We start from the raw sequence: 18,330 nt of genomic DNA, 5'->3' as shown, positions 1-18,330 counted from the left end.
GCGCTAACGCATGTGCCCGTTGCGGACACGACCCTGCTGCTGCTGAGTCCACACCCTGACCTGCTGCTTCCCGCCGCCCGCGCGGCGCAGATCGCGGCGTCGCTTGAGGCGCCGGGCGGCGAGTGCCAGCATGCTGGCGGCGAGGTGAGCTTCACCCGCGAGCAGGGCGTCTGGCTCCTTAAGCTCAGCGGCAGCGGCGAAAGGCTGCCGCCGATGCTGTACCGCGTGGTGCAAACGCTGCGCTCAATGGATGCGGTCGATTGCGCCCGGGGCCAGCGGCTGGCCCGACGAATGCAGGAGGCGGCGTCTGAAGACATTGCGGTGCGCGCGCTGCTGGCGCGGCTGCCCGATCTGCTTCAGCGCAGTCGCGATAACATACCGTGGCGCGCCGCGCTGTACGGCGGCGGCGGCGGCGCGCTTGCCGATACGCTGAGCCGTCTGCTGTCGCACTTCCCCGCCCCGTTTGCTCCCGCCGACGCGCCGACGCGCCCGGCGGCGGTAAAGGCTGTCTGGCCGATGGCGGGCAGCGATACCGCCGTGCTGGTTTACTGCCCGCTGGCCGACCACACGCCGCAAAATTATGTCGCGTACCCGGTGATGGCGGCGCTGTTCGGCCCACGCTTTTTTCAGCAACTGCGGGTGGAGCGAAATATCGGCTACGTGGTGAGCTGTCGCTTTCATCAGGTAGCAGGCACGGCCGGGCTGCTGTTTGCGCTCCAGTCGCCGACGCTGTCGGCCGCTGAACTTTTCGATCTGATTACGCATTTTATCAGCGAGGCGGGCGCGATTATTGACGCGCAGACTGCCGACAGCCTACGCGCGCTCGCGCTGCGCTGCCTTAAACCGGCGGCAGCACCGCGTCACGAGGCCGGGATCCTCGAACACTGGCAGACGCGTTACCCGCTGACGGCGGATCGCATTAACGCGCTCACGCCGGAAACGCTGCAAGCGAGTTACCGACAGCTCAGCGCATCGCCCCGCTGGCAACTGGCCAGCCGACCGTAACGGCGGCATCTTTTTAACTCACCCAAATCATCGGGTTAACATCTCTTTTACTTTACTTTCAAAACCCGCTTAAAGTTTATGCCGCGCCAGACCGATAATCTGTTACCGGGCAATCCCTTAATCTGAGTGCGCACTATGCTAAAAAATATAAAAGTCGTGACCTGCATCGCCGTGACGATGCTTGTTTTCAGTGCGCTTTTGCTGGTTTCCAGCGCGCTGTCCTTTAACGCCATCAGCCGGGACAAAGCGAACTTTACCCGCGCCAGCGTCCTGAATCATCAGCAGGGCGAGCTTAGCGATAGCTGGCAGACGCTGGTGAAAACCCGCGTCACCATCAACCGCGTCGCGATCCGTTTTCTGAAGAAGCAAACCGATCCGGCGTCGCTGGCGGCCATTGATAAGCTGTTAAACACCGCCGGGCAGACGCTCGATCAGGCGGCATCGCATTTCGATCAATATAAAAATTCGCCGGTACAGGCCGGACAGAGCGCCGACATCACCGCAGCCGTGGCGAATAACTATCAGCAGTTTTATGACACGCTGAAAATGTCGATCCAGTATCTCTCTGCCAGTAACTACGACGCCTACGGCAATCTCGATGCGCAGAAGGCGCAGGACGATCTGGAAAACAGCTACAACCTCTGGCGCAAGCAGAACAGCCAGCTTTTGCAGGCAGGTATGAACGATAACCTGGAAGGTTACAGCCATATGGCGTGGACGCTTGGTGTGGTGCTGCTGGCGCTGGCGCTGCTGGTGGCGGCGGTATGGGTGGCGATCCGCCAGGTTCTGCTGACGCCGCTGAAGCTGCTGCTTGCGCACATTCAGCGCATCGCCGGTGGCGATCTCTCTGAGACGCTGGTGCTGGAGAGCCGCAGCGAAATGGGTCAGCTCGCCAGCAACCTGACGGCAATGCAGCAGTCGTTGATCAGCACCGTCGGCAACGTGCGCGACAGTGCCAACGCCATCTACAACGGTGCCAGTGAGATATCAACCGGCAACAACGATCTGTCGGCGCGCACCGAGCAGCAGGCCGCCTCGCTGGAGCAGACGGCCGCCAGCATGGAACAGCTTACCGCCACCGTTAAGCAGAATGCCGAGAACGCCCGTCAGGCGTCGCAGCTGGCGAAAAGCGCCTCGGATACTGCCGGAAAAGGCGGTCAGGTGGTGGATGGCGTGGTGCAAACCATGGGCGAAATCGCCACCAGTTCGAAGAAAATTGCTGATATTACCAGCGTGATCGACGGTATTGCTTTCCAGACCAATATTCTGGCGCTGAACGCGGCGGTGGAAGCGGCGCGCGCGGGTGAGCAGGGCCGCGGCTTTGCGGTGGTGGCTGGCGAGGTACGTAACCTTGCGCAGCGCAGCGCCCAGGCGGCAAAAGAGATCAAAGCGCTGATTGAGGCATCGGTCAGTCGGGTGAATGCCGGTTCGCAGCAGGTGGCGACCGCAGGTGAAACCATGCACGACATCGTCAACGCCGTGGTACGCGTTACCGACATTATGGGCGAGATCGCGTCGGCCTCCGACGAGCAGAGTCGCGGCATCGACCAGATTGGCCAGGCGGTCACCGAGATGGATCGCGTCACTCAGCAGAATGCTTCGCTGGTGCAGGAGTCCGCCGCTGCCTCTGCCTCGCTGGAGGAGCAGGCCAGCCGCCTTTCTCAGGCGGTGGCGGTGTTTCGCATTGACCAACACGCAGCCGCACTCACTGCCTCCGTGGTGAAGCCGCAGCCGCTGCGTCTGGCGGCGGCGCGTCCGGTCGCAGCCACCGATGCAGGCCACTGGGAAACGTTCTGATTTTAAACCGATCTGTCTTCACGGCCGCCTGATTCACTCAGCGGCCTTTTTTTTTAACCGCGCATTAATAATAATCGTTCTCAAAATGATTCCTGAAACGGAATAATTAACAGCGCCGCGTGAATAATTATCAGTTAACTTTCATGATGTTACATTTCTGCTCAAATATCCTAAAAATAAAAACAAACGGTTTTTATTTCGACATCCGCCGTGCATAATGCGCTCAATTACTTATTATAAAATAAATATCATTTATGGAGCCGCGTTATGTTAACTGCTGATATGACCTCAAAACTGAACGATCAGTTGAACCTGGAATTCTTTTCCGCCAACCTCTATTTACAGATGAGCGCCTGGTGCGCTGATAAAGGTTATGAGGGCGCCGCCGTTTTTCTGCGCGGCCACTCCACCGAAGAGATGCAGCATATGCAGCGCCTGTTCAACTACCTGAGCGATACCGGCGCCATGCCGGTGCTCGGCAGCATCGCTGCGCCGCCGGTGACCTTCAACTCGCTAAATGAAGTGCTGGAGCAGGCCTATGAGCATGAGAAGCTGATCACCGGCAAAATTAACGAGCTGGCGCATGTGGCAATGACCACGCAGGACTATTCTACCTTTAACTTCCTGCAATGGTACGTGGCCGAGCAGCATGAAGAAGAGAGGCTGTTCAAGTCTGTCCTTGATAAACTGGCGCTGGCGGGCACCAGCGGCGAGAGCCTGTTCCTGGTGGATAAAGATCTGAAAACGATGGGTGATCACGCGCCGCAGTAGTCGTAACTGATTGAAAACCATGTTTAAAAAGGGCCATCGGCCCTTTTTTTATAGTTAACAACCATGGGTATCGGGCGTGCAGGGCGCGGTAAAGGCGTCAGCCCAAATCCGGCGTGGCACTGCATCTCTTCTTCGCTGATTTTAGCGAAAAACACGGTGACCTTGAGCAGCTGGCGTTAACCAGTTGCTCAAAAAAGGACTCAGGAAAAAAGGGATAAGCGATAAAATTTGCTGTCGACGGACATCAACGGGAAGGCGGCAGGAAGCGCCTCGCGAGTGACTTCGCTGAAGGCGTTTTTTTCGTAAAAGCGGTGCGCGGCAAGAAATTTATCGGTTGTGCCGAGGAAGATCTCCTTTACCTGCTGCTGACGGGCATGGGCAAGCAGCGTGGTCAGCAGCGCGCTGGCCACGCCGTACTGCCTGCCGCGCCAGGCCTGTGCCACAAACATTTTGCGCAGCGCCGCCTGCTGGTTGCCAATGTCCTTCAGGCCGATGCAGCCCACCACCCGATCGTCCACCATCGCCAGCCAGAAACCACCCTGTCCCTGCTGGTAAAAACCTGCAATGTCGCTCAGATCGGGCTGCTGCTCTGCGGTGATAGCAATGCCGAACTCCTGGTTCTGGATCGGCAGGATCAGCGCGATAACGCCTTGCTGGTAAGCAGGCTGATAGCGCTGGAGGGTAACGTTATGACCAGACATATGCTCTCCTGATTCAGGCCCCGCCAACAAGCAACGCGACATTTTGCAAACAGGTCGCAAATACGCCTTCACTGACCTCCTGCGCCACGTCGGCTTTGTCCACGCCGTCCGGCACGTCAAAATCGGCCCACCATTCGGCCAGCGTGGTGCCATCGTCTTTCGGGCTGAGTTTTACCACTGCAACATAGTCGGTCACCGGCATCACACCCTCGATGATCGCATAGTGCAGCTCCCAGCCGGAAACATCCAGTTTGAGCAAACGCTCGCGCACGAACCCGTCAGGCAGCGTCAGTTTACGGACTGCGCCCACGGCCGTTTCGGTAACGCCCTGCTCCAGCTCACTGTGTGAGATACCAGGGTGAATGCGTGGTAATCCGTTGAAATCAGAAAGAAACGGCCAAATCTGCGCAGGTGTGGCGGCGATAATACGGCTGGCATAAGCGGTATGAGACACGGGGAGGCTCCTTTTTTTGGGAATAAAAGACCTTAGCATGGTAACCGCGCTTTTTTTACTTCGCATTCACATTTAGAGCCCTGTCGCGCAATCGCGCTACCGGCGCGCAGCGTTCACCGCCGCCGGCAAATTTACCCGTTGCCAGAAGTTTTGTTCAGACGTTGTTCCCGACAGCGGATAGCCGCCTTCCAGCGCGGTAGCGACCATCAACTGGCGACGCTTCGCCGCAGAGAGTTGCGGCAGCGGGCCTTCCAGCAGCGCTTCCGCCCCCTCAGGAACGATAACCGGTGAGGCGTTCACAGCGGCGTGCGGCAGGTGGTATGTCATCGTATAACGATAAAATCGATCCATCTGCGGTGAAGCGTAGGGGTCGGCATCGCCTGCCGGGCCTGCGCAGGCGGCGAGCGACGTTCCGCAGGCTTTTTCCAGTGCGCTGCGCAACTGCTGTTTCGCCTCGTCGAAAAGCGCGTGATATTTCACATCATTCAGATAGTGTGCCACGTTACGCTGCGCCACCATTCGCGAACCGATCAGATCGAGCGGATAGTGCACGCCCAGCACCATACGCGAATAGCCGTAGCGGGCGGCGCGATCCATCAGCGGCACAAAACGCTCCGGCAGCATTTCGCCCAGTAGCAGCGCATCGGTGTAACCGGTATTCGTATGGCCGCTGGGAAAGGCGCCTTCGGTGGCGCGATAGGGCTGATTGTCTTTCACTATCGATGCGTCAGGCACAAAATGAAGCGTATTGCCTGGCACTAAAAACGGTCGCGGATAGTTAAACTGTTTTTTTGCCGCGCTGGTGCTCACTTCGCTGGCCTTGATCAGCGCCGCCGCTTTATTTATTTCTCCGCGTTGATACGCAGCAATGAAAGCGCGTCCCAGTTTTGGCCCTAATGCATCGGCCAGAAAGAAGAGATGATCCTGACCTTCCGCGTCCACGATCGCCTGACGACGTTGGCCTTCAGACGCGTTCAGGTTAACCGCTTCAACCGTTTTCAGACTGGCGTCAAGCGTGGCCTGCGGCAGCGCAGAAAAACCGCTCAGCAGCGTAATACCCGCCTGTTGGTTCGCGCGTTTGGCAAAGTCATAGCCGCTTGCTTTCAGCCAGGCGCTGTCGGCCAGCGTAGCGTTTTGTTTAACCTCTTTTAACTGCGCGCGCGTGAGCGTCGGCGCCTCGCCTTTCAGCGCATTCACCAATGATTGCCGCACGGTTTCTTCCATTGCGACAAGGTCGGCATTGTCACTGGCAGGCGTGGTGTTGTCGATCATTGTGTGAAGACGTTGAGGCGTCATCGCCTGGTTTTCAGCCTGGCTCATCGGGCTACAGATCAGGGACATAATCAACAGTGATTTGCGGATGCGCATTGCCGTTCCTTAAAAGAGAGAATAATCGCCTGGCAGGCTAAAAGACCGATGTGTCAAACAGATGAACGCGGGCATATTTTTCTTTCATGGCGTGGCAATCGCGAAGTCTGGCCCGGCAGCATGCTTATGACAGCGCGCGCCACCTTAGGCTAGAATTCATCCACGAGCATCTGTTGTCGGACACAATAATGAAAATTGATTTAGATATTACTTTCCGCAAGCTTGATATTTTTATGGCTTTTATGCACCGGGGAAATATAGCGCGCACCGCCGAGGCGCTGGGGATCAGCAGCGTGAGCGTGCACCGCGCGCTGCATACGCTGGAAGAGGGAATTCGCTGTCCGCTGTTTATTCTTCAGGGTCGCAACCTGGTGCCGCTGCCTGCGGCGCACACGCTTTTTCAGTACAGCCAGCAGGTGATGGATATCATGTCGCACGGCGTGGAAGAGACGCTGAAAACCGCAGGCATCGGGCTGGGGCGCGTGCGGCTGGGCACGCTCTATTCGCTGACGCTGGATACGGTGCCGCAGCTGATTATGGGTATGAAAGTGCGACGCCCCAGCGTTGAGTTCGATTTAACGATGGATTCCAACGAGGCGCTGCTCGGCAAACTGAAGTCCGGCGTCCTGGACGCCATTCTTATCTCACTAAACGACAGCGTTATCGATCGCCATCGCTTTGAGGTACTGCCGCTATTTGAGGACGATATTTTTCTCGCGGCGCCGACCAGCGAAGTGTTGGACACGCGCCATAAAGCCGATCTGCGCGATTTCCGTCACCACAAATTCGTGTCGCTGGCGGAGGGGTTCGCCACCTATCACGGTTTTCAGGAAGCGTTTCATCTGGCGGGCTTCGAGCCAGATATCGTCATGCGGGTCAACGATATCTTCTCCATGCTGAGTCTGGTGCAGGCGGGCGTCGGCATGACGCTGATCCCAGGGCGCATGAAGCGCGTGTATGAAAACAGCGTACAGCTGCTGGAACTGGAGGCGCTGTATCAGATGCGGCAGACGCTGGCGATTATTTTTGAACGTAACCGCGAGCACGATCCTAACCTGCTGGCGCTGGCCGCCGAGGGGCGCATGTACAGTCTTCAGCGCCTCAACGGGCGTGACGCAGTCGTTTAGCCAGCGTCAGGGCAAGCGTGGTGCCGCCCTGCTCAAGCGACAGCACCTCGCCGGCGGTAAATGCCTGGCGCGTCAGGCCAGTCAGTACCGCGCCCGGCGGCATCTCAATCGCCAGCTGCACCTCGCGCTCGTTGGCGGCGACCATCGCCTCGTGCCAGCGAACGGTACGCGACATATTAAACGCCAGATCTTCGGCAATCTGCGCCGGCTGCCAAAGCACCCGCGCGCTGCTGCCGCTCATATAGGCGAAGCGCGGGCGTTCCAGCGTGACGTCGGCAAAAGCGGCGGCCAGTTTTTTTGCCGGTTCGGCCAGCAGCATGCAGTGCGACGGCACGCTCACCCTGAGCCGATGGGCTTTCTCCGCGCCGGCGTCCAGCGCCTTTTGCGCCACCGCCTGCATTGCCGCTTCGCTGCCCGCAATCACCAGTTGACGTTCAGCATTGATATTGGCAATCCAGGTTTCCTCGCCCAGCAGTGGCTCCAACTGGTTGAGTGAAAGGCCGACTACCGCCGTCAGGCCATAGCCTTCAGGATACGCCTGCTCCATCAGTTCGCCCCGCAGCGCCACCAGCCTCAGCGCATCGTCAAACGTCAGCGCTCCGGCCGCCACCGCCGCCGGAAACGCGCCAATCGACAGTCCGCAAACCATGTCCGGCGTCAGGCCGCGCGCCAGCAGATCGCGGGCGTTCGCCGTGCCGGCTATCAGCAGACAGAGCTGCACCGCGCGGGTATGCCGCAGCGCATCGGCGCTGTCTAACTGCGCGGCCGGTTCGCCCAGCACCTCGCTGGCCTGCGAAAGGATCGCGTCGCCATCAGGCAGCCCCTGCAACATCCCGGGGCGCTGCGGCCCCTGCCCCGGAAAGGTCAGTAAAATTTTCATGCTATCTCCTGCCAGGGCGTTGCGGTCAGGCGCGGCCCGTCGTTTGTTTTCAGCATGACTCGCCCGTCGCGCAGCCACTCCGTCAGCGCAAAGGCGCCGTGCGACGTTTCAATTTGGGTGTCAACGCGGCACGGCAGCTGCTGGCTGAACTGCTGCCAGCGCATGAGCGCCTCGTGACTTACCGGTTCGGGGCAGCGGATCAGCAGATCGAGATCGCTGTCGCCGTGAATGACCGGCATGTCGGTCGCCAGCGCGTAGCCGACGCTACCGGTAATGCCCCATACCCACGGCCAGCGCTGCTGCGCCAGTTGGATCGCCGCCTGTACCGGCGGCAGCGAGACAAACGGCGAGCGAAGCAGAAACCCTGTCTCGCTCAGTGATTCTGGCGTCACCTGCCGCCGGACGGCGGAGATCGCTACCCAGGCGGCGGCGCGCTGCTCGCGCTTCAGGCCGCGAATCCCTACCGGCAGGCGTCCCGCCGCATCGCGATCGCGCCGGATCACCAGCGGCAGCGTCTGCCGCCACTGCGCGGCCACCCAGTCGGGCAACGCCCCGGTGAGGTCACTTTCGTGAGTAAGCCAGACCAGATCGTGCGGGTGAAACGCCTGTTGCATACTACATTCCAGAAGTTAACGAGATGAAGATCGGTAAGGTAATGATACACAGCACCGAGGTGATCAGCAGCACGGCTTCGGCATCGGGCGACTCCACGCCAAAGCGGTTACCGAATACCACGCCAAAGAAACCGGCCGACAGCGCAATCATCAGGATCGCGGTGATGGCAATCTGCCCGTGCAGCCCCAGCGCCATCACAATACCCCACGCGATCAGCGGCTGAATAACCAGCTTGGTCAGGCTGGCGACGATCACCGCCTGGTTGATCTTCAGCTGACGCGCAGAGAGGATCAAACCAGTCAGGAACAGTGCCGCCGCCGTGGCGGCCAGGCCCAACGGTTTGATGGTTGCCAGCACCATTTCCGGCATGCGAATGCCAATGGCGGAGAGCACCACGCCCAGCAACGGCCCCCACACGATCGGTTTGGTCACCGAACGCCACATCAACACCGGCAGCATGGCCAGGCTTGATTTCTGTACGCCGCCCGCAGCACGCGCTTTTTCGCGCTCAAGGATCAGCAGACAGAACGGCGTCATCAGTACCGATCCGCAGGCGATGGACACTGCCACCGACAGCGAGGTGCCCGGATTTTCACCCAGTACGCTACCGAGAATCGGCAGTCCCAGCGCCGCGTAGTTAGGCAGCGCCACGGTCAGCGTCAGCACCGCCGCATCCTGCGGAGACTTATGGAACACTTTTGTGCAGATAAAGTAGATTGCCGCGTAGGTAATCCACATCGCCAGCACTAACACGATAATCAGCGGCGACTGCTGCAAAATGCCCGCCCACGGCGTCTGCACGGTCGCGGAAAACAGCGCGGCTGGCAGGGCAAAATCCATTACAAAGATATTGAGAAGCGCCACATTGCGGTTATCGACCATCTTCGCTTTTCCGGCGTAAAAACCGAGCAGCATGATGACAAAAATCGGAGCAAGGGCATGAATAATCACGTAAGTCATAAAAATCACCTGTTAAACGTTAGAAATCGATAAGCACAGGCGCGATGAGTATTTTTTTACAGGGTAGAACCATGAGCACGCAAAGCGTGCTCAGAAGATCGCCTGGCAGGTTTGTCTTTTTATGGGTGTTACCAGGCGGCGCGCATTTTTTCGCGTACCAGCGCAGAACTGCGTCGGTTTTCGGCCTGTAAGCGGCTGCTGAGGCCGGGGTCGCGACGGGCCGTCACTACGGCCTGTTCAACGGTGTGTCGTACGGTCGCGACGTCTTCGTCTGAAGGCGCATCGGCGTCGCCAATGTCCAGCAGATCCTCAAGCAGGCCGAGCGAGCGATAGTTGTCGATGTCGTAGGCCATCGGCGGAATAGTTTCCGCCAGCTTCTCCAGCGACTCGACGCTGCGCAGCGTGATACGCGCGGCGGCGTCTTTCCCCATCGCGTGGATCATCACGCCTTTGTCGTTAAAGGCGATAAGTCGGTTTGCCTGGTAGCCATGCGCCAGAAACGCGCCGGACATGGCTTTGCCGACAATCAGACCAATCACCGGATGACCGGCCAGCCGCGCGTTGGCGTAAGCGCCCGCCGCCCCCGCCAGCGCCTGGTGGATGCCGAATGCTTCTTCACGGCGACCATAGGCCTGGCTGGCAACGTCAATCACCGCGACAATGGGACGTTTGGTTTCGTTGTTCGCATCGGCGGCGATAACCTCGCTGACCACCTTCGCCAGCGTCCAGCCTTCAAGCAGCCCCACTTCCCCTTTGACCGCACGCGGGTAGTGGTTGTTGGCATCCGGGATCACCGCTACAAAGCGCGCCGGTTCATTGCCGAGCGTGGCGTCGGCCACCTGTACGGAGGGGCAAAGCCCGCTCATGCGCGGCGCGTTATCGGTAAGACGGGCAAGCCACGTCTCGCCACGGCTGATAGCGTTACTCATTATTCTTCTCCCTTGGCAAACAGCTGGTTAATTTGCTCAGCGTCGGCCTGTTTCGCGGTATCGAAGCGGCTCAGACGCGGCAGGAAATAGTCATAGTTATCGGAGCGATGTTGCGCGGGCACGCCTTTGGCGATGGCGTCGAGCATGGCTTTTTTCACCGTCTCTTCGCCGTCTTCCACCAGCGCGTCCACCAGGCCGCTGCGGAAACGGGTTTCGCCGCCGGTCATGCTCCAGATAAACGGACGATCGCGCGAATCGTATTCATCAATGCCTGCTTCCTGCTCGATAACCTGTGGGCCGTTCAGCCCCAGACGCGCTTCGCGGGTGACGATCAGATAACTACAGAGCGCGGCGGCAATCGACATACCGCCGAAGCAGCCTACCGTGCCGGCGATAATGCCGATGACCGGCGTGTAGCGACGCAGATCCACAATTGCCGCGTGAATATCGGCAATCGCCGCCAGGCCCAGGTTGGCTTCCTGAAGCCGCACGCCGCCGGTTTCCAGACAGAGTACCGCCTGGGTTGGGATGCCGTTGCGATTGTCTTCTGCCGCCAGCTCCAGCGCGGCCGCCATTTTTGCGCCGGACACTTCGCCCATGCTGCCGCCCTGGAAGGCGCCTTCAATGGCCACCACCACGGCGGACTGGCCGTTGATAGTGCCTTTTGCGACCACCATGCCGTCGTCGGCCTGGGTGACAATGCCCTGCGGCCCAAGCCAGGGCGACATGATGCCCTCGAACGGATCCAGCAGCTCGCGGTAGCTGCCCTCATCCAGCAGAAGATGTGCACGCTGGCGTGCCTTCAGCTCGATAAAGCTGCGTTCATTGCGCATCGCTCACCTCCTCAAAAACCTGCTCAATGCGGATACGCGCCACGCCCGGCGTGGCGCCAAAATCATGAATTGTCATCTGACCCGACGGCAGGATGCCAAACGCGCTGAGGCGGTCGAACAGCGCCTGCCAGCGCTTGTTGCTGTTGTCCACCGAGGTGGTCAGGTTGACGGTAAGCTGTTGGCCGTTGTCGGCCACAAACAGCACTTCCATATCGCCGGAACCCACCACGCCTGACAGCGCTTTACCGCTGAGCTGGCGCGTGGCCGGAAGGGAAAAAGTGATCTGTTCCATAACGTCCTCTTAAAAAGGGAGATCGACCAGGCGATCTAAAAACAGCGTGGCGGCCAGCAGATCGGCGGCGCCACCCGGCGAGGCATTAAGCGCGAGCATCTGCGCATCAAGCGCGGCGAGCTTCTGTCGGCCCTGCGGCTGCATGACGCCACCGGCCTCCAGCACCGCCCGCGCGCCCTGCTGCATTGACGCCAGTCCGGCTGAACCGGCGCGGGAAAGCACGCAGGTATCGCTTAGCGACGACATAATCGCCATCAGCGCGTCGAGCTGCGCCTGTGCTTCGGAAGCCCCGGCAAGGCGGCTGCGCGCAAGCTGCGGCAGCGCCAGCGTAATAATGTGCGGAAAACCCTGCTGCGCCTCTTCGCGCGCGCCCGGCACCCGGTAACGTTGCGTGGCGCGCAGCCCTTTACTGAACAGCTTCGGCGCGGCGTCATCGCGGATGGCGGCCAGCGCGGCGGCGGTTTCCGCCAGCGCTTCAGGGCGGGTTTCGCCCTGCCGCATGGCGCAGGCGCTGACCAGCAGCCCTAGCGCCCAGATGGCTCCGCGATGGGTGTTGACGCCGCCCGTCGCCTGCATCATCTGCCGTTCGCCTTCGCGGCCCAGACGCCCTACTTCCTGACGCAGCGCCACATCGGCCGGACGATGCCAGCTGTGCAGCGCCAGCGCACGGAAGGTTGGCATCAGGCTGTGTGCCGAACGCTCCATCAACGCCAGCGTCAGATCCTGATGTGCGCCGCTGCCGCGGCTGTCCACCAGGCCCGGTTTCGGGCTGAGGCGCGCTTCGTCGATCAGGCAGCGGGTTGCCAGTTCCGCCATCTGCGTTGCGGGCAGTTCAATCTGTTGCAGTAAGGGCTGTTTCATTACCAGCTCCGGAATTTAGCCGGTGGGTTATAGAGACCGCCTGACCATTCAACCAGTTCGGCCACGCTGCCCGCCGCCAGCAGAGAGCGGCTGGCTTCCGTACGTTTGATCCCCAGATCTTCCGGGAAGGCCACTTTGCCTTCGCGGCGAAGATCGGCAACGCGTTTGGCGTCCACGCCGAGGCCGATATCGGTGATCCCGGCTACCGCCGCCACCATCGCGCGACGCTCCTCCAGCGTTTTTGCACGATAGAGGTAGGCAATCCCCTCTTCGGTCAGCACGTGGGTGACGTCATCGCCGTAAATCATTACCGGCGCCAGCGGCATTTTCGCGGCTTTCGCCACATCCACCGCCTCAAGGCTTTCAACAAAGGTCGGCTTGCCGCCCGCCTGGAAGGTTTCCACCATCTGCACCACCAGCTTGCGGCCGCGCGCCAGCGGGTCCGGCTCGTTGATCATCGCCAGCCACGCCGGCGTTGCATGGCGTCGACCGTGCGGATCGTGACCCATATTCGGCGCGCCGCCGAAGCCGGAAAGGCGGCTGCGGGTTACCGTTGAGGAGTTGGCCAGGCCGTCAACCTGAAGGGTGGAGCCGATAAACATATCCACCGCGTACTGTCCGGCCATCTGGCAGAAGGCGCGGTTGGAACGCATCGAGCCGTCGGCGCCGGTGAAGAAGACGTCCGGACGCGCCGCCACGTAGTTCTCCATGCCCATTTCGCCGCCGAAGCAGTGCACGCTGTCAACCCAGCCGCTTTCAATGGCCGGGATCAGCGTCGGATGCGGGTTCAGCGTCCAGTGCTTACAGATTTTGCCCTTCAGGCCAAGGCTTTCACCGTAAGTCGGCAGCAGCAGCTCAATAGCGGCGGTGTTAAAGCCGATGCCGTGATTGAGTGACTGCACCTGATGTTCTGCATAGATGCCCTTGATCGCCAGCATCGCCATCAGGATGTGTTCCTGCTTGATCAGACGCGGATCGCGGGTAAACAGCGGTTCAATAAAGAACGGTTTGTCCGCCACCACCACGAAGTCGATCCATGAGCCGGGGATATCAACGCGCGGCAGATCGCACTCGTCATCCACCAGTTCATTCACCTGCGCAATCACGATGCCGTCATGAAAAGCAGCGGCTTCAACCAGCGCGGGCGTGTCTTCGGTACTGGGTCCGGTGTAGAGATTGCCTTTGCGATCGGCCTTATAACCGGCGATCAGCGCCACGTTTGGCGCAAGGTCAACGTAGAGGCGAGAGTAGAGTTCGATATAGGTATGAATGGCACCGATTTCGAGCTGTCCATCTTCAAGAAGCTGAGAGATGCGCAGGCTTTGCGGGCCGGAAAATGAGAAGTCGAGTTTGCGGGCAATGCCCTTTTCGAATATATCAAGGTGTTCACTGCGTCCCACGCTCGGCATAATCATATGCAGATCGTGGACAATGGCAGGGTTCACCTCAGCCAGTGAGCGAGAAAGGAAATCAGCCTGTTTTTGGTTGTTTCCTTCAAGTACCACGCGATCGCCGGGCGCGATCAGTTTTTGCAGCATGCCAACCAGATCATCGGTTGGCAGCACTTTGCCGCTGACGCCAAGTGCCTCAATACGCCGTTTTTTTTCGGTACGGCGTGTATCCCAGGCGCGAGCGGACGTTTGTCCAGGCAACATATCACCTCCAGTAGATCTTACACGGGATTAGTAACTGGCTTAGAGTGTGTGCCTGTCGAATCGATTCATCAATTAAGCCCGTCGTGTAATCATTAGCCTGAAAGTAATGAATAGTAATAACTGTCTTATAACAGTTGTTTAAACGGGCACTTACTTTAAATGGCTCACAAAAAGCGGCTGCGGCTATTGCCATAAAACGCATGACCTCATTTGTTTTTGCTATTTCAGGCGCTTTGAACAGCGCGGCATACTGCATGCTCCGGTTACAGGAGTGTCGCAATGGCCTATTACCTTCATCAACAGCAGCGGATGGCAATTAAACAGCGCGCAGCAGGCTGGCTGGGACGCAGCGAGTTGCCCACCTGGGGCATTATTTTCTGCGTTTACGGCGGCTGGTTTAGCGTCACGGCCTGCTGGCAAACGCTGGGCCCGCTGCTGGCGACGCCGCTGCTGATCCTCCTCACCACCTGGTATATGTCGCTTCAGCATGAGCTGATCCACGGTCATCCCACGCGCCGGGATGGGTTTAATCAGCTTTTTGGCCTGCTGCCGCTGGCGGTATGGTTTCCCTGGCGGCTTTATCGTGATTCGCATCTTCAACACCATCGCGATGAAGAGCTCACCCTGCCCGGCTTCGATCCCGAAACCTACTACTACAGTCAGGAACAGTGGCGGCGCTGGCCGCGCCTTTTTCCCCTGCTTGCCGCCGTAAGGAATACGCTGGCCGGACGCGTGGCGTTGGGGCCGCTCATCGATATCGTCGGCACGCTGAAAAACGGGCTGCATAAAATAGCAGCGGGCGACGGGGCCGAACTGCGCATGTGGATCGGGCATCTGTTAATGCTGGCGGGCGTGTTCTGGTGGCTGGATCTGCACGGCATTGCCGCGTTCTGGTATCTTGCTGCGGTGAGCTACCCGGCGCTGGGCTTGACCAAAATCCGCTCCTTTTACGAACATCGCGCGGAAGACAATCCCGCTGCGCGCTCAGTGCTGAACGAGGCGGGGCCGCTGTGGCGCCTGCTTTTTCTCAATCTGAACTATCATTTGGTGCATCACGATCTGCCCGGTCTGCCGTGGTATGAACTACGCCGCGTCTGGCTGGCGGACAGGGAGGCTTACCGCCAGCGCAGCGAAAACTTTGTGGTGAACGGTTACAGCGCCTGGTTTGAGGCGCATCTGTTGTCGCCGGTTGCCGTTAACGTTCACCCTTTTTCCTCTTCCGACAGGCGCGCCAATGATTGCTTCACTGCCGATGTATCCCTTCAAGCCGCAGCAGGTGGAATCGCTGTGGCAGGCGTTGAAGACCGCCATGCCCGGGCACATGCTGCCTGCCAGCCTGAGCTGGCCCGATCCCCTGCTGCCGCACTGGCGGCAGCGCGATCTGCTGCTCAGCCAGACCTGCGGCTATCCGCTGATGACCGCGCTGCCGTCGGTGCAGGTGGTGGGCGCTTTTCATTACGGCGCGCCGGGCTGCGACGGCGCGCACTATCGTAGCTGGATTGTGGCGCGCGAGACGGAAAGCGGCGATTCGCTGGCGGCTTTTCGCCAGCGTCGACTCGCCTGTAACAGTGAGGACTCGCAGTCCGGTTACCGTGCGCTGATGAAGCTGACCGACGGGCCGGTTTTTTTCGCCGCCACAGAAATGTCCGGCAGCCACCGCCGTTCGCTGGCGCTGCTGCGCGAGAACCGGGCGGACGTTGCCGCCATCGACTGCGTAAGTTGGGCGCTGATCGGCATGCATTTTCCACAGGAGACGCGCGGGCTGAAGATCATCGGCCAGACCGCCAGCGTGCCGGGTCTGCCGCTGATCACCTCGGCCGATACGCCGCCCACGACCCTGGCGGCGCTGCGTAGCGGCTTACGAGACGTGGTCAGCGCGCCGCAGAATAAAACGCTGCTGGCAGCGCTGTTGATTAAGGATTTTTCCGTTTTGCCGCGCGAGGCATGGCGCGTGGTGCTTCCCTGACGCCTTGCGGTTAAAGCGCGTCCAGGCTACACTACCTTAGTAACATAACCTGTTATTTTTAATAACTTTTATCGCCTATTTTAATTGTTGGCATTAAGCGAAACCCGCGGCATAACATCACGCCGGTAGCCTGTTGATGACGTTAAAAGAATGCGGCAGTCCAACTCATCAACACAGCCTTTTGTATGACCAAACTGACTTCACTGCTGCTTCCCTTTTGCCTGCTGGCAGGCGGCTGCGCGTCGCTCTCCCGCAACAGCGTTGATATCACGCCGCAGGCGAGCCTGCTGGCGAGCTGCCATATCCCGATCGGACAACAGATCGACGCGCTGGCGCAACCGCTGGTCGCCCGTGGCCGCACGCCGGGCATGGTGGTCGCGCTGCTCCAGGCCGGCGGCCAGCGGCAAATTTTCAGCTATGGCTTTACGGACAGCGATCGGCGTATTCCCGTTACCGGCGATACGCTCTTTGCTGTCGGTTCCATTACCAAAGGGTTTACCGCCGAGAGCGCGGCGCTGCTGGTGGATGAGGGGAAACTACGCTGGAACACCACGCTCGGCGAGCTGGCCGATAATCCACAGGCGCTGAGCGCCGATGCCAGACAGATAACGCTGGAGCAGCTGGCGACCCACACCGCGGGCCTGCCGCGCCAGATACCCAGCCTGCATATGCTGCGCGGCCTGATGACTTATCTGTTTACCGGCGCGCCTTTTTACGACGAGCTGGATCGTGGCGACTTTCGTGACTACCTCCGTGACTTCCAACGCCCCGCGCCACGCCGCGTAGTTTATTCCAATCTCGGCTACTCAATCCTTGATTACGTCATTACCACAGGCGCGCAGGCCTCACCGCAGCAGATCGCCACGCAGCGAATCATTGCGCCCCTTGGCATGCACCACACCGGCTATCAGCCTTCGGCCCTGCCGGGCTATATGCTGCGGGCCAGAGGCCATGCGGGCGATCAGCCCACGTTCGTCCGTCGGGGCGAAACGGTGCCGGACTGGCAGTTTTCGGGTTATATGGTGGGCGCTGCTTCGCTATGGTCAAGCGCCAGCGATCTGTTGCGCTATCTGGATGCACACCTGAACGGCAGCGGACGTAGCGATCTTGACCGCGCCTTTGCCGAGGCAATCGCTCCACGCTTTCGTGCGCCTGAACGCGACTCCGCCGGGCTGGCGTGGTTAGTCAATGAGGTTAACGGGCAGAAAATCGTTTATCAGTCCGGGTTTATCGGCGGCTATGCCAGCTATATCGGCATGGATGTGAAGCACAAAACAGCGATTGTGGTGCTGCAAAACAGCTTCAACTGGGATAACGCTGTCGGTCACCGGATGCTGCTGAGGATGGCGGCCGCGTCAGAGCATCGCTGTGAAAGCGCGACGCCGCCTGCCACCCGCTAACGATGCAGCAGCGGATGCCAGATTTCCGTCACCGCGCCCTCTCCGCCTGTGATCGGATCATGCTGCGGCATCGGCACGCGGTCGATGGCCTCAAGTGACTGCATCATCAGCGACGGCTCGTCGCGGCATGTTTCAGGCTGCATCCCACGCGGGTAGGCTCCTACTGCAAAGAAGTCATCGCTGGCCGCCAGTTGCTGATGACCAACGCCCGCCGGGATCAGCACCGCATCGCCCGTGTGCACCGTCACCGCCCGCCCGGTTTCACCGCCAAAGAGAATCTGTGCCGAGCCCGCGCTGATACCCAGCAGCTCATGGGTGTTGGGATGGTAGTGCGTATAGGGATAGACCGGATAGCGCCAGCGCGGCAGCCACAGATGGCGGGCGAAGAGATCTTCAAACCAGCTGGCGATATCCTCCACATCGTCCGGCACCACCTGCGGATAGATAATCAGCGGCAGCGGGTTATTCGGCACGCCAGCGGTGCGCTGAAGCGTCATAAACTGTGGGTTGCCCGATGCGCCAGCGGAAAACGTCCCGGCAGCAAAAGACATCATGGCAAGCAGACTTCCTGATGGCAGCAACATACGACATCTCCTGTTGACAGGCGTAGGTTAATTTCTTGTGTCATTTTAGCATGACATAAAACTAAATATGTGCGCGCGCAAGCAGTTAAGTTATTAATTTTAAATACTTAACTCAAATCATCTTGCGTCACT

At 59.5% G+C, this 18,330-nt stretch carries 18 protein-coding genes and 1 pseudogene; 7 read left to right on the top strand and 12 right to left on the bottom strand.

The window, feature by feature from the left end:
* From GS12_RS24570 to ftnA, 3 genes and pseudogenes are all read left to right on the top strand, one after another.
* Nucleotides 1-1,005, top strand: a pseudogene (locus GS12_RS24570) (hypothetical protein); the annotation flags it as partial.
* A gap of 135 nt (nt 1,006-1,140) precedes the next feature.
* Nucleotides 1,141-2,802 (top strand): methyl-accepting chemotaxis protein, encoded by a 1,662-nt coding sequence (locus GS12_RS02085; protein WP_034943470.1) that lies wholly within the window; start codon nt 1,141-1,143, stop codon nt 2,800-2,802.
* A gap of 267 nt (nt 2,803-3,069) precedes the next feature.
* Nucleotides 3,070-3,573, top strand: coding sequence for a non-heme ferritin (ftnA, locus tag GS12_RS02080; protein WP_034943468.1), 504 nt, complete (start codon nt 3,070-3,072; stop codon nt 3,571-3,573).
* Nucleotides 3,574-3,773: 200 nt separating this feature from the next.
* On the opposite strand, the gene GS12_RS02075 is transcribed toward ftnA, so the two are convergent.
* The 3 genes from GS12_RS02075 to GS12_RS02065 form a co-directional block, all read right to left on the bottom strand.
* The gene (locus GS12_RS02075) at nt 3,774-4,274 is read right to left on the bottom strand and encodes a GNAT family N-acetyltransferase (protein ID WP_034943467.1); all 501 of its coding nucleotides are present in this window, start codon (nt 4,272-4,274) and stop codon (nt 3,774-3,776) included.
* Nucleotides 4,275-4,287: 13 nt separating this feature from the next.
* Entirely contained in the window at nt 4,288-4,728 is a 441-nt protein-coding gene (locus GS12_RS02070) for an SRPBCC family protein (protein WP_034916960.1), read from the bottom strand.
* Nucleotides 4,729-4,824: 96 nt separating this feature from the next.
* Nucleotides 4,825-6,096, bottom strand: a complete 1,272-nt coding sequence (locus GS12_RS02065; RefSeq protein WP_034943465.1) for an acid phosphatase — start codon at nt 6,094-6,096, stop codon at nt 4,825-4,827.
* A 188-nt stretch (nt 6,097-6,284) separates the two neighbouring features.
* Here GS12_RS02065 and GS12_RS02060 point away from each other — a divergent pair, with 188 nt between their 5' ends.
* Complete coding sequence (locus GS12_RS02060) at nt 6,285-7,223, top strand: LysR family transcriptional regulator (protein WP_034916963.1); 939 nt, start codon at nt 6,285-6,287, stop codon at nt 7,221-7,223.
* On the opposite strand, the gene mdcH is transcribed toward GS12_RS02060, so the two are convergent.
* The 8 genes from mdcH to mdcA all read right to left on the bottom strand — a co-directional run bounded on the left by mdcH (nt 7,198) and on the right by mdcA (nt 14,248).
* On the bottom strand, nt 7,198-8,103 hold the full coding sequence (mdcH, locus tag GS12_RS02055) for a malonate decarboxylase subunit epsilon (protein ID WP_034943463.1): 906 nt from the start codon (nt 8,101-8,103) through the stop codon (nt 7,198-7,200). The genes GS12_RS02060 and mdcH overlap by 26 nt on opposite strands.
* On the bottom strand, nt 8,100-8,717 hold the full coding sequence (locus tag GS12_RS02050; RefSeq protein WP_034943461.1) for a malonate decarboxylase holo-ACP synthase: 618 nt from the start codon (nt 8,715-8,717) through the stop codon (nt 8,100-8,102). The genes mdcH and GS12_RS02050 overlap by 4 nt, the downstream gene beginning before the upstream one ends.
* Nucleotide 8,718: 1 nt before the next feature.
* A complete protein-coding gene (locus tag GS12_RS02045) occupies nt 8,719-9,678 on the bottom strand; it encodes an AEC family transporter (RefSeq protein ID WP_034916968.1) in 960 nt (319 codons plus the stop codon).
* Nucleotides 9,679-9,806: 128 nt separating this feature from the next.
* Complete coding sequence (gene mdcE, locus GS12_RS02040; protein WP_034943460.1) at nt 9,807-10,607, bottom strand: biotin-independent malonate decarboxylase subunit gamma; 801 nt, start codon at nt 10,605-10,607, stop codon at nt 9,807-9,809.
* Nucleotides 10,607-11,440, bottom strand: a complete 834-nt coding sequence (locus GS12_RS02035) for a biotin-independent malonate decarboxylase subunit beta (RefSeq protein ID WP_034943458.1) — start codon at nt 11,438-11,440, stop codon at nt 10,607-10,609. The genes mdcE and GS12_RS02035 overlap by 1 nt, the downstream gene beginning before the upstream one ends.
* Nucleotides 11,430-11,732: a malonate decarboxylase acyl carrier protein gene (mdcC, locus tag GS12_RS02030; protein WP_034916973.1), complete on the bottom strand. Its 303-nt coding sequence runs from the start codon at nt 11,730-11,732 to the stop codon at nt 11,430-11,432. Before mdcC ends, GS12_RS02035 begins: the two co-directional genes overlap by 11 nt.
* Before the next feature lie 9 nt (nt 11,733-11,741).
* The gene (locus GS12_RS02025) at nt 11,742-12,593 is read right to left on the bottom strand and encodes a triphosphoribosyl-dephospho-CoA synthase (RefSeq protein WP_034916975.1); all 852 of its coding nucleotides are present in this window, start codon (nt 12,591-12,593) and stop codon (nt 11,742-11,744) included.
* Nucleotides 12,593-14,248, bottom strand: a complete 1,656-nt coding sequence (gene mdcA, locus GS12_RS02020) for a malonate decarboxylase subunit alpha (RefSeq protein WP_034916977.1) — start codon at nt 14,246-14,248, stop codon at nt 12,593-12,595. The genes GS12_RS02025 and mdcA overlap by 1 nt, the downstream gene beginning before the upstream one ends.
* 279 nt (nt 14,249-14,527) lie before the next feature.
* Here mdcA and GS12_RS02010 point away from each other — a divergent pair, with 279 nt between their 5' ends.
* The 3 genes from GS12_RS02010 to GS12_RS02000 all read left to right on the top strand — a co-directional run bounded on the left by GS12_RS02010 (nt 14,528) and on the right by GS12_RS02000 (nt 17,614).
* Nucleotides 14,528-15,742, top strand: a complete 1,215-nt coding sequence (locus tag GS12_RS02010; RefSeq protein ID WP_072016823.1) for a fatty acid desaturase — start codon at nt 14,528-14,530, stop codon at nt 15,740-15,742.
* A complete protein-coding gene (locus tag GS12_RS02005; RefSeq protein ID WP_052118329.1) occupies nt 15,663-16,214 on the top strand; it encodes a phosphate/phosphite/phosphonate ABC transporter substrate-binding protein in 552 nt (183 codons plus the stop codon). Before GS12_RS02010 ends, GS12_RS02005 begins: the two co-directional genes overlap by 80 nt.
* A 185-nt stretch (nt 16,215-16,399) precedes the next feature.
* The gene (locus GS12_RS02000; protein ID WP_052118328.1) at nt 16,400-17,614 is read left to right on the top strand and encodes a serine hydrolase domain-containing protein; all 1,215 of its coding nucleotides are present in this window, start codon (nt 16,400-16,402) and stop codon (nt 17,612-17,614) included.
* Here GS12_RS02000 and GS12_RS01995 read toward each other — a convergent pair.
* Nucleotides 17,611-18,198, bottom strand: coding sequence for a cupin domain-containing protein (locus GS12_RS01995; protein ID WP_034943451.1), 588 nt, complete (start codon nt 18,196-18,198; stop codon nt 17,611-17,613). The two genes, GS12_RS02000 and GS12_RS01995, sit on opposite strands and share 4 nt — an antisense overlap.
* Between the last annotated feature and the right edge of the window lie 132 nt (nt 18,199-18,330).

Origin of the sequence: Erwinia oleae (assembly GCF_000770305.1) — a bacterium.
GTDB lineage: Bacteria > Pseudomonadota > Gammaproteobacteria > Enterobacterales > Enterobacteriaceae > Erwinia > Erwinia oleae.
The sequence above is the reverse complement of the archived record's forward strand: the minus strand, read 5'-3'. Positions and strand labels throughout refer to the sequence as shown.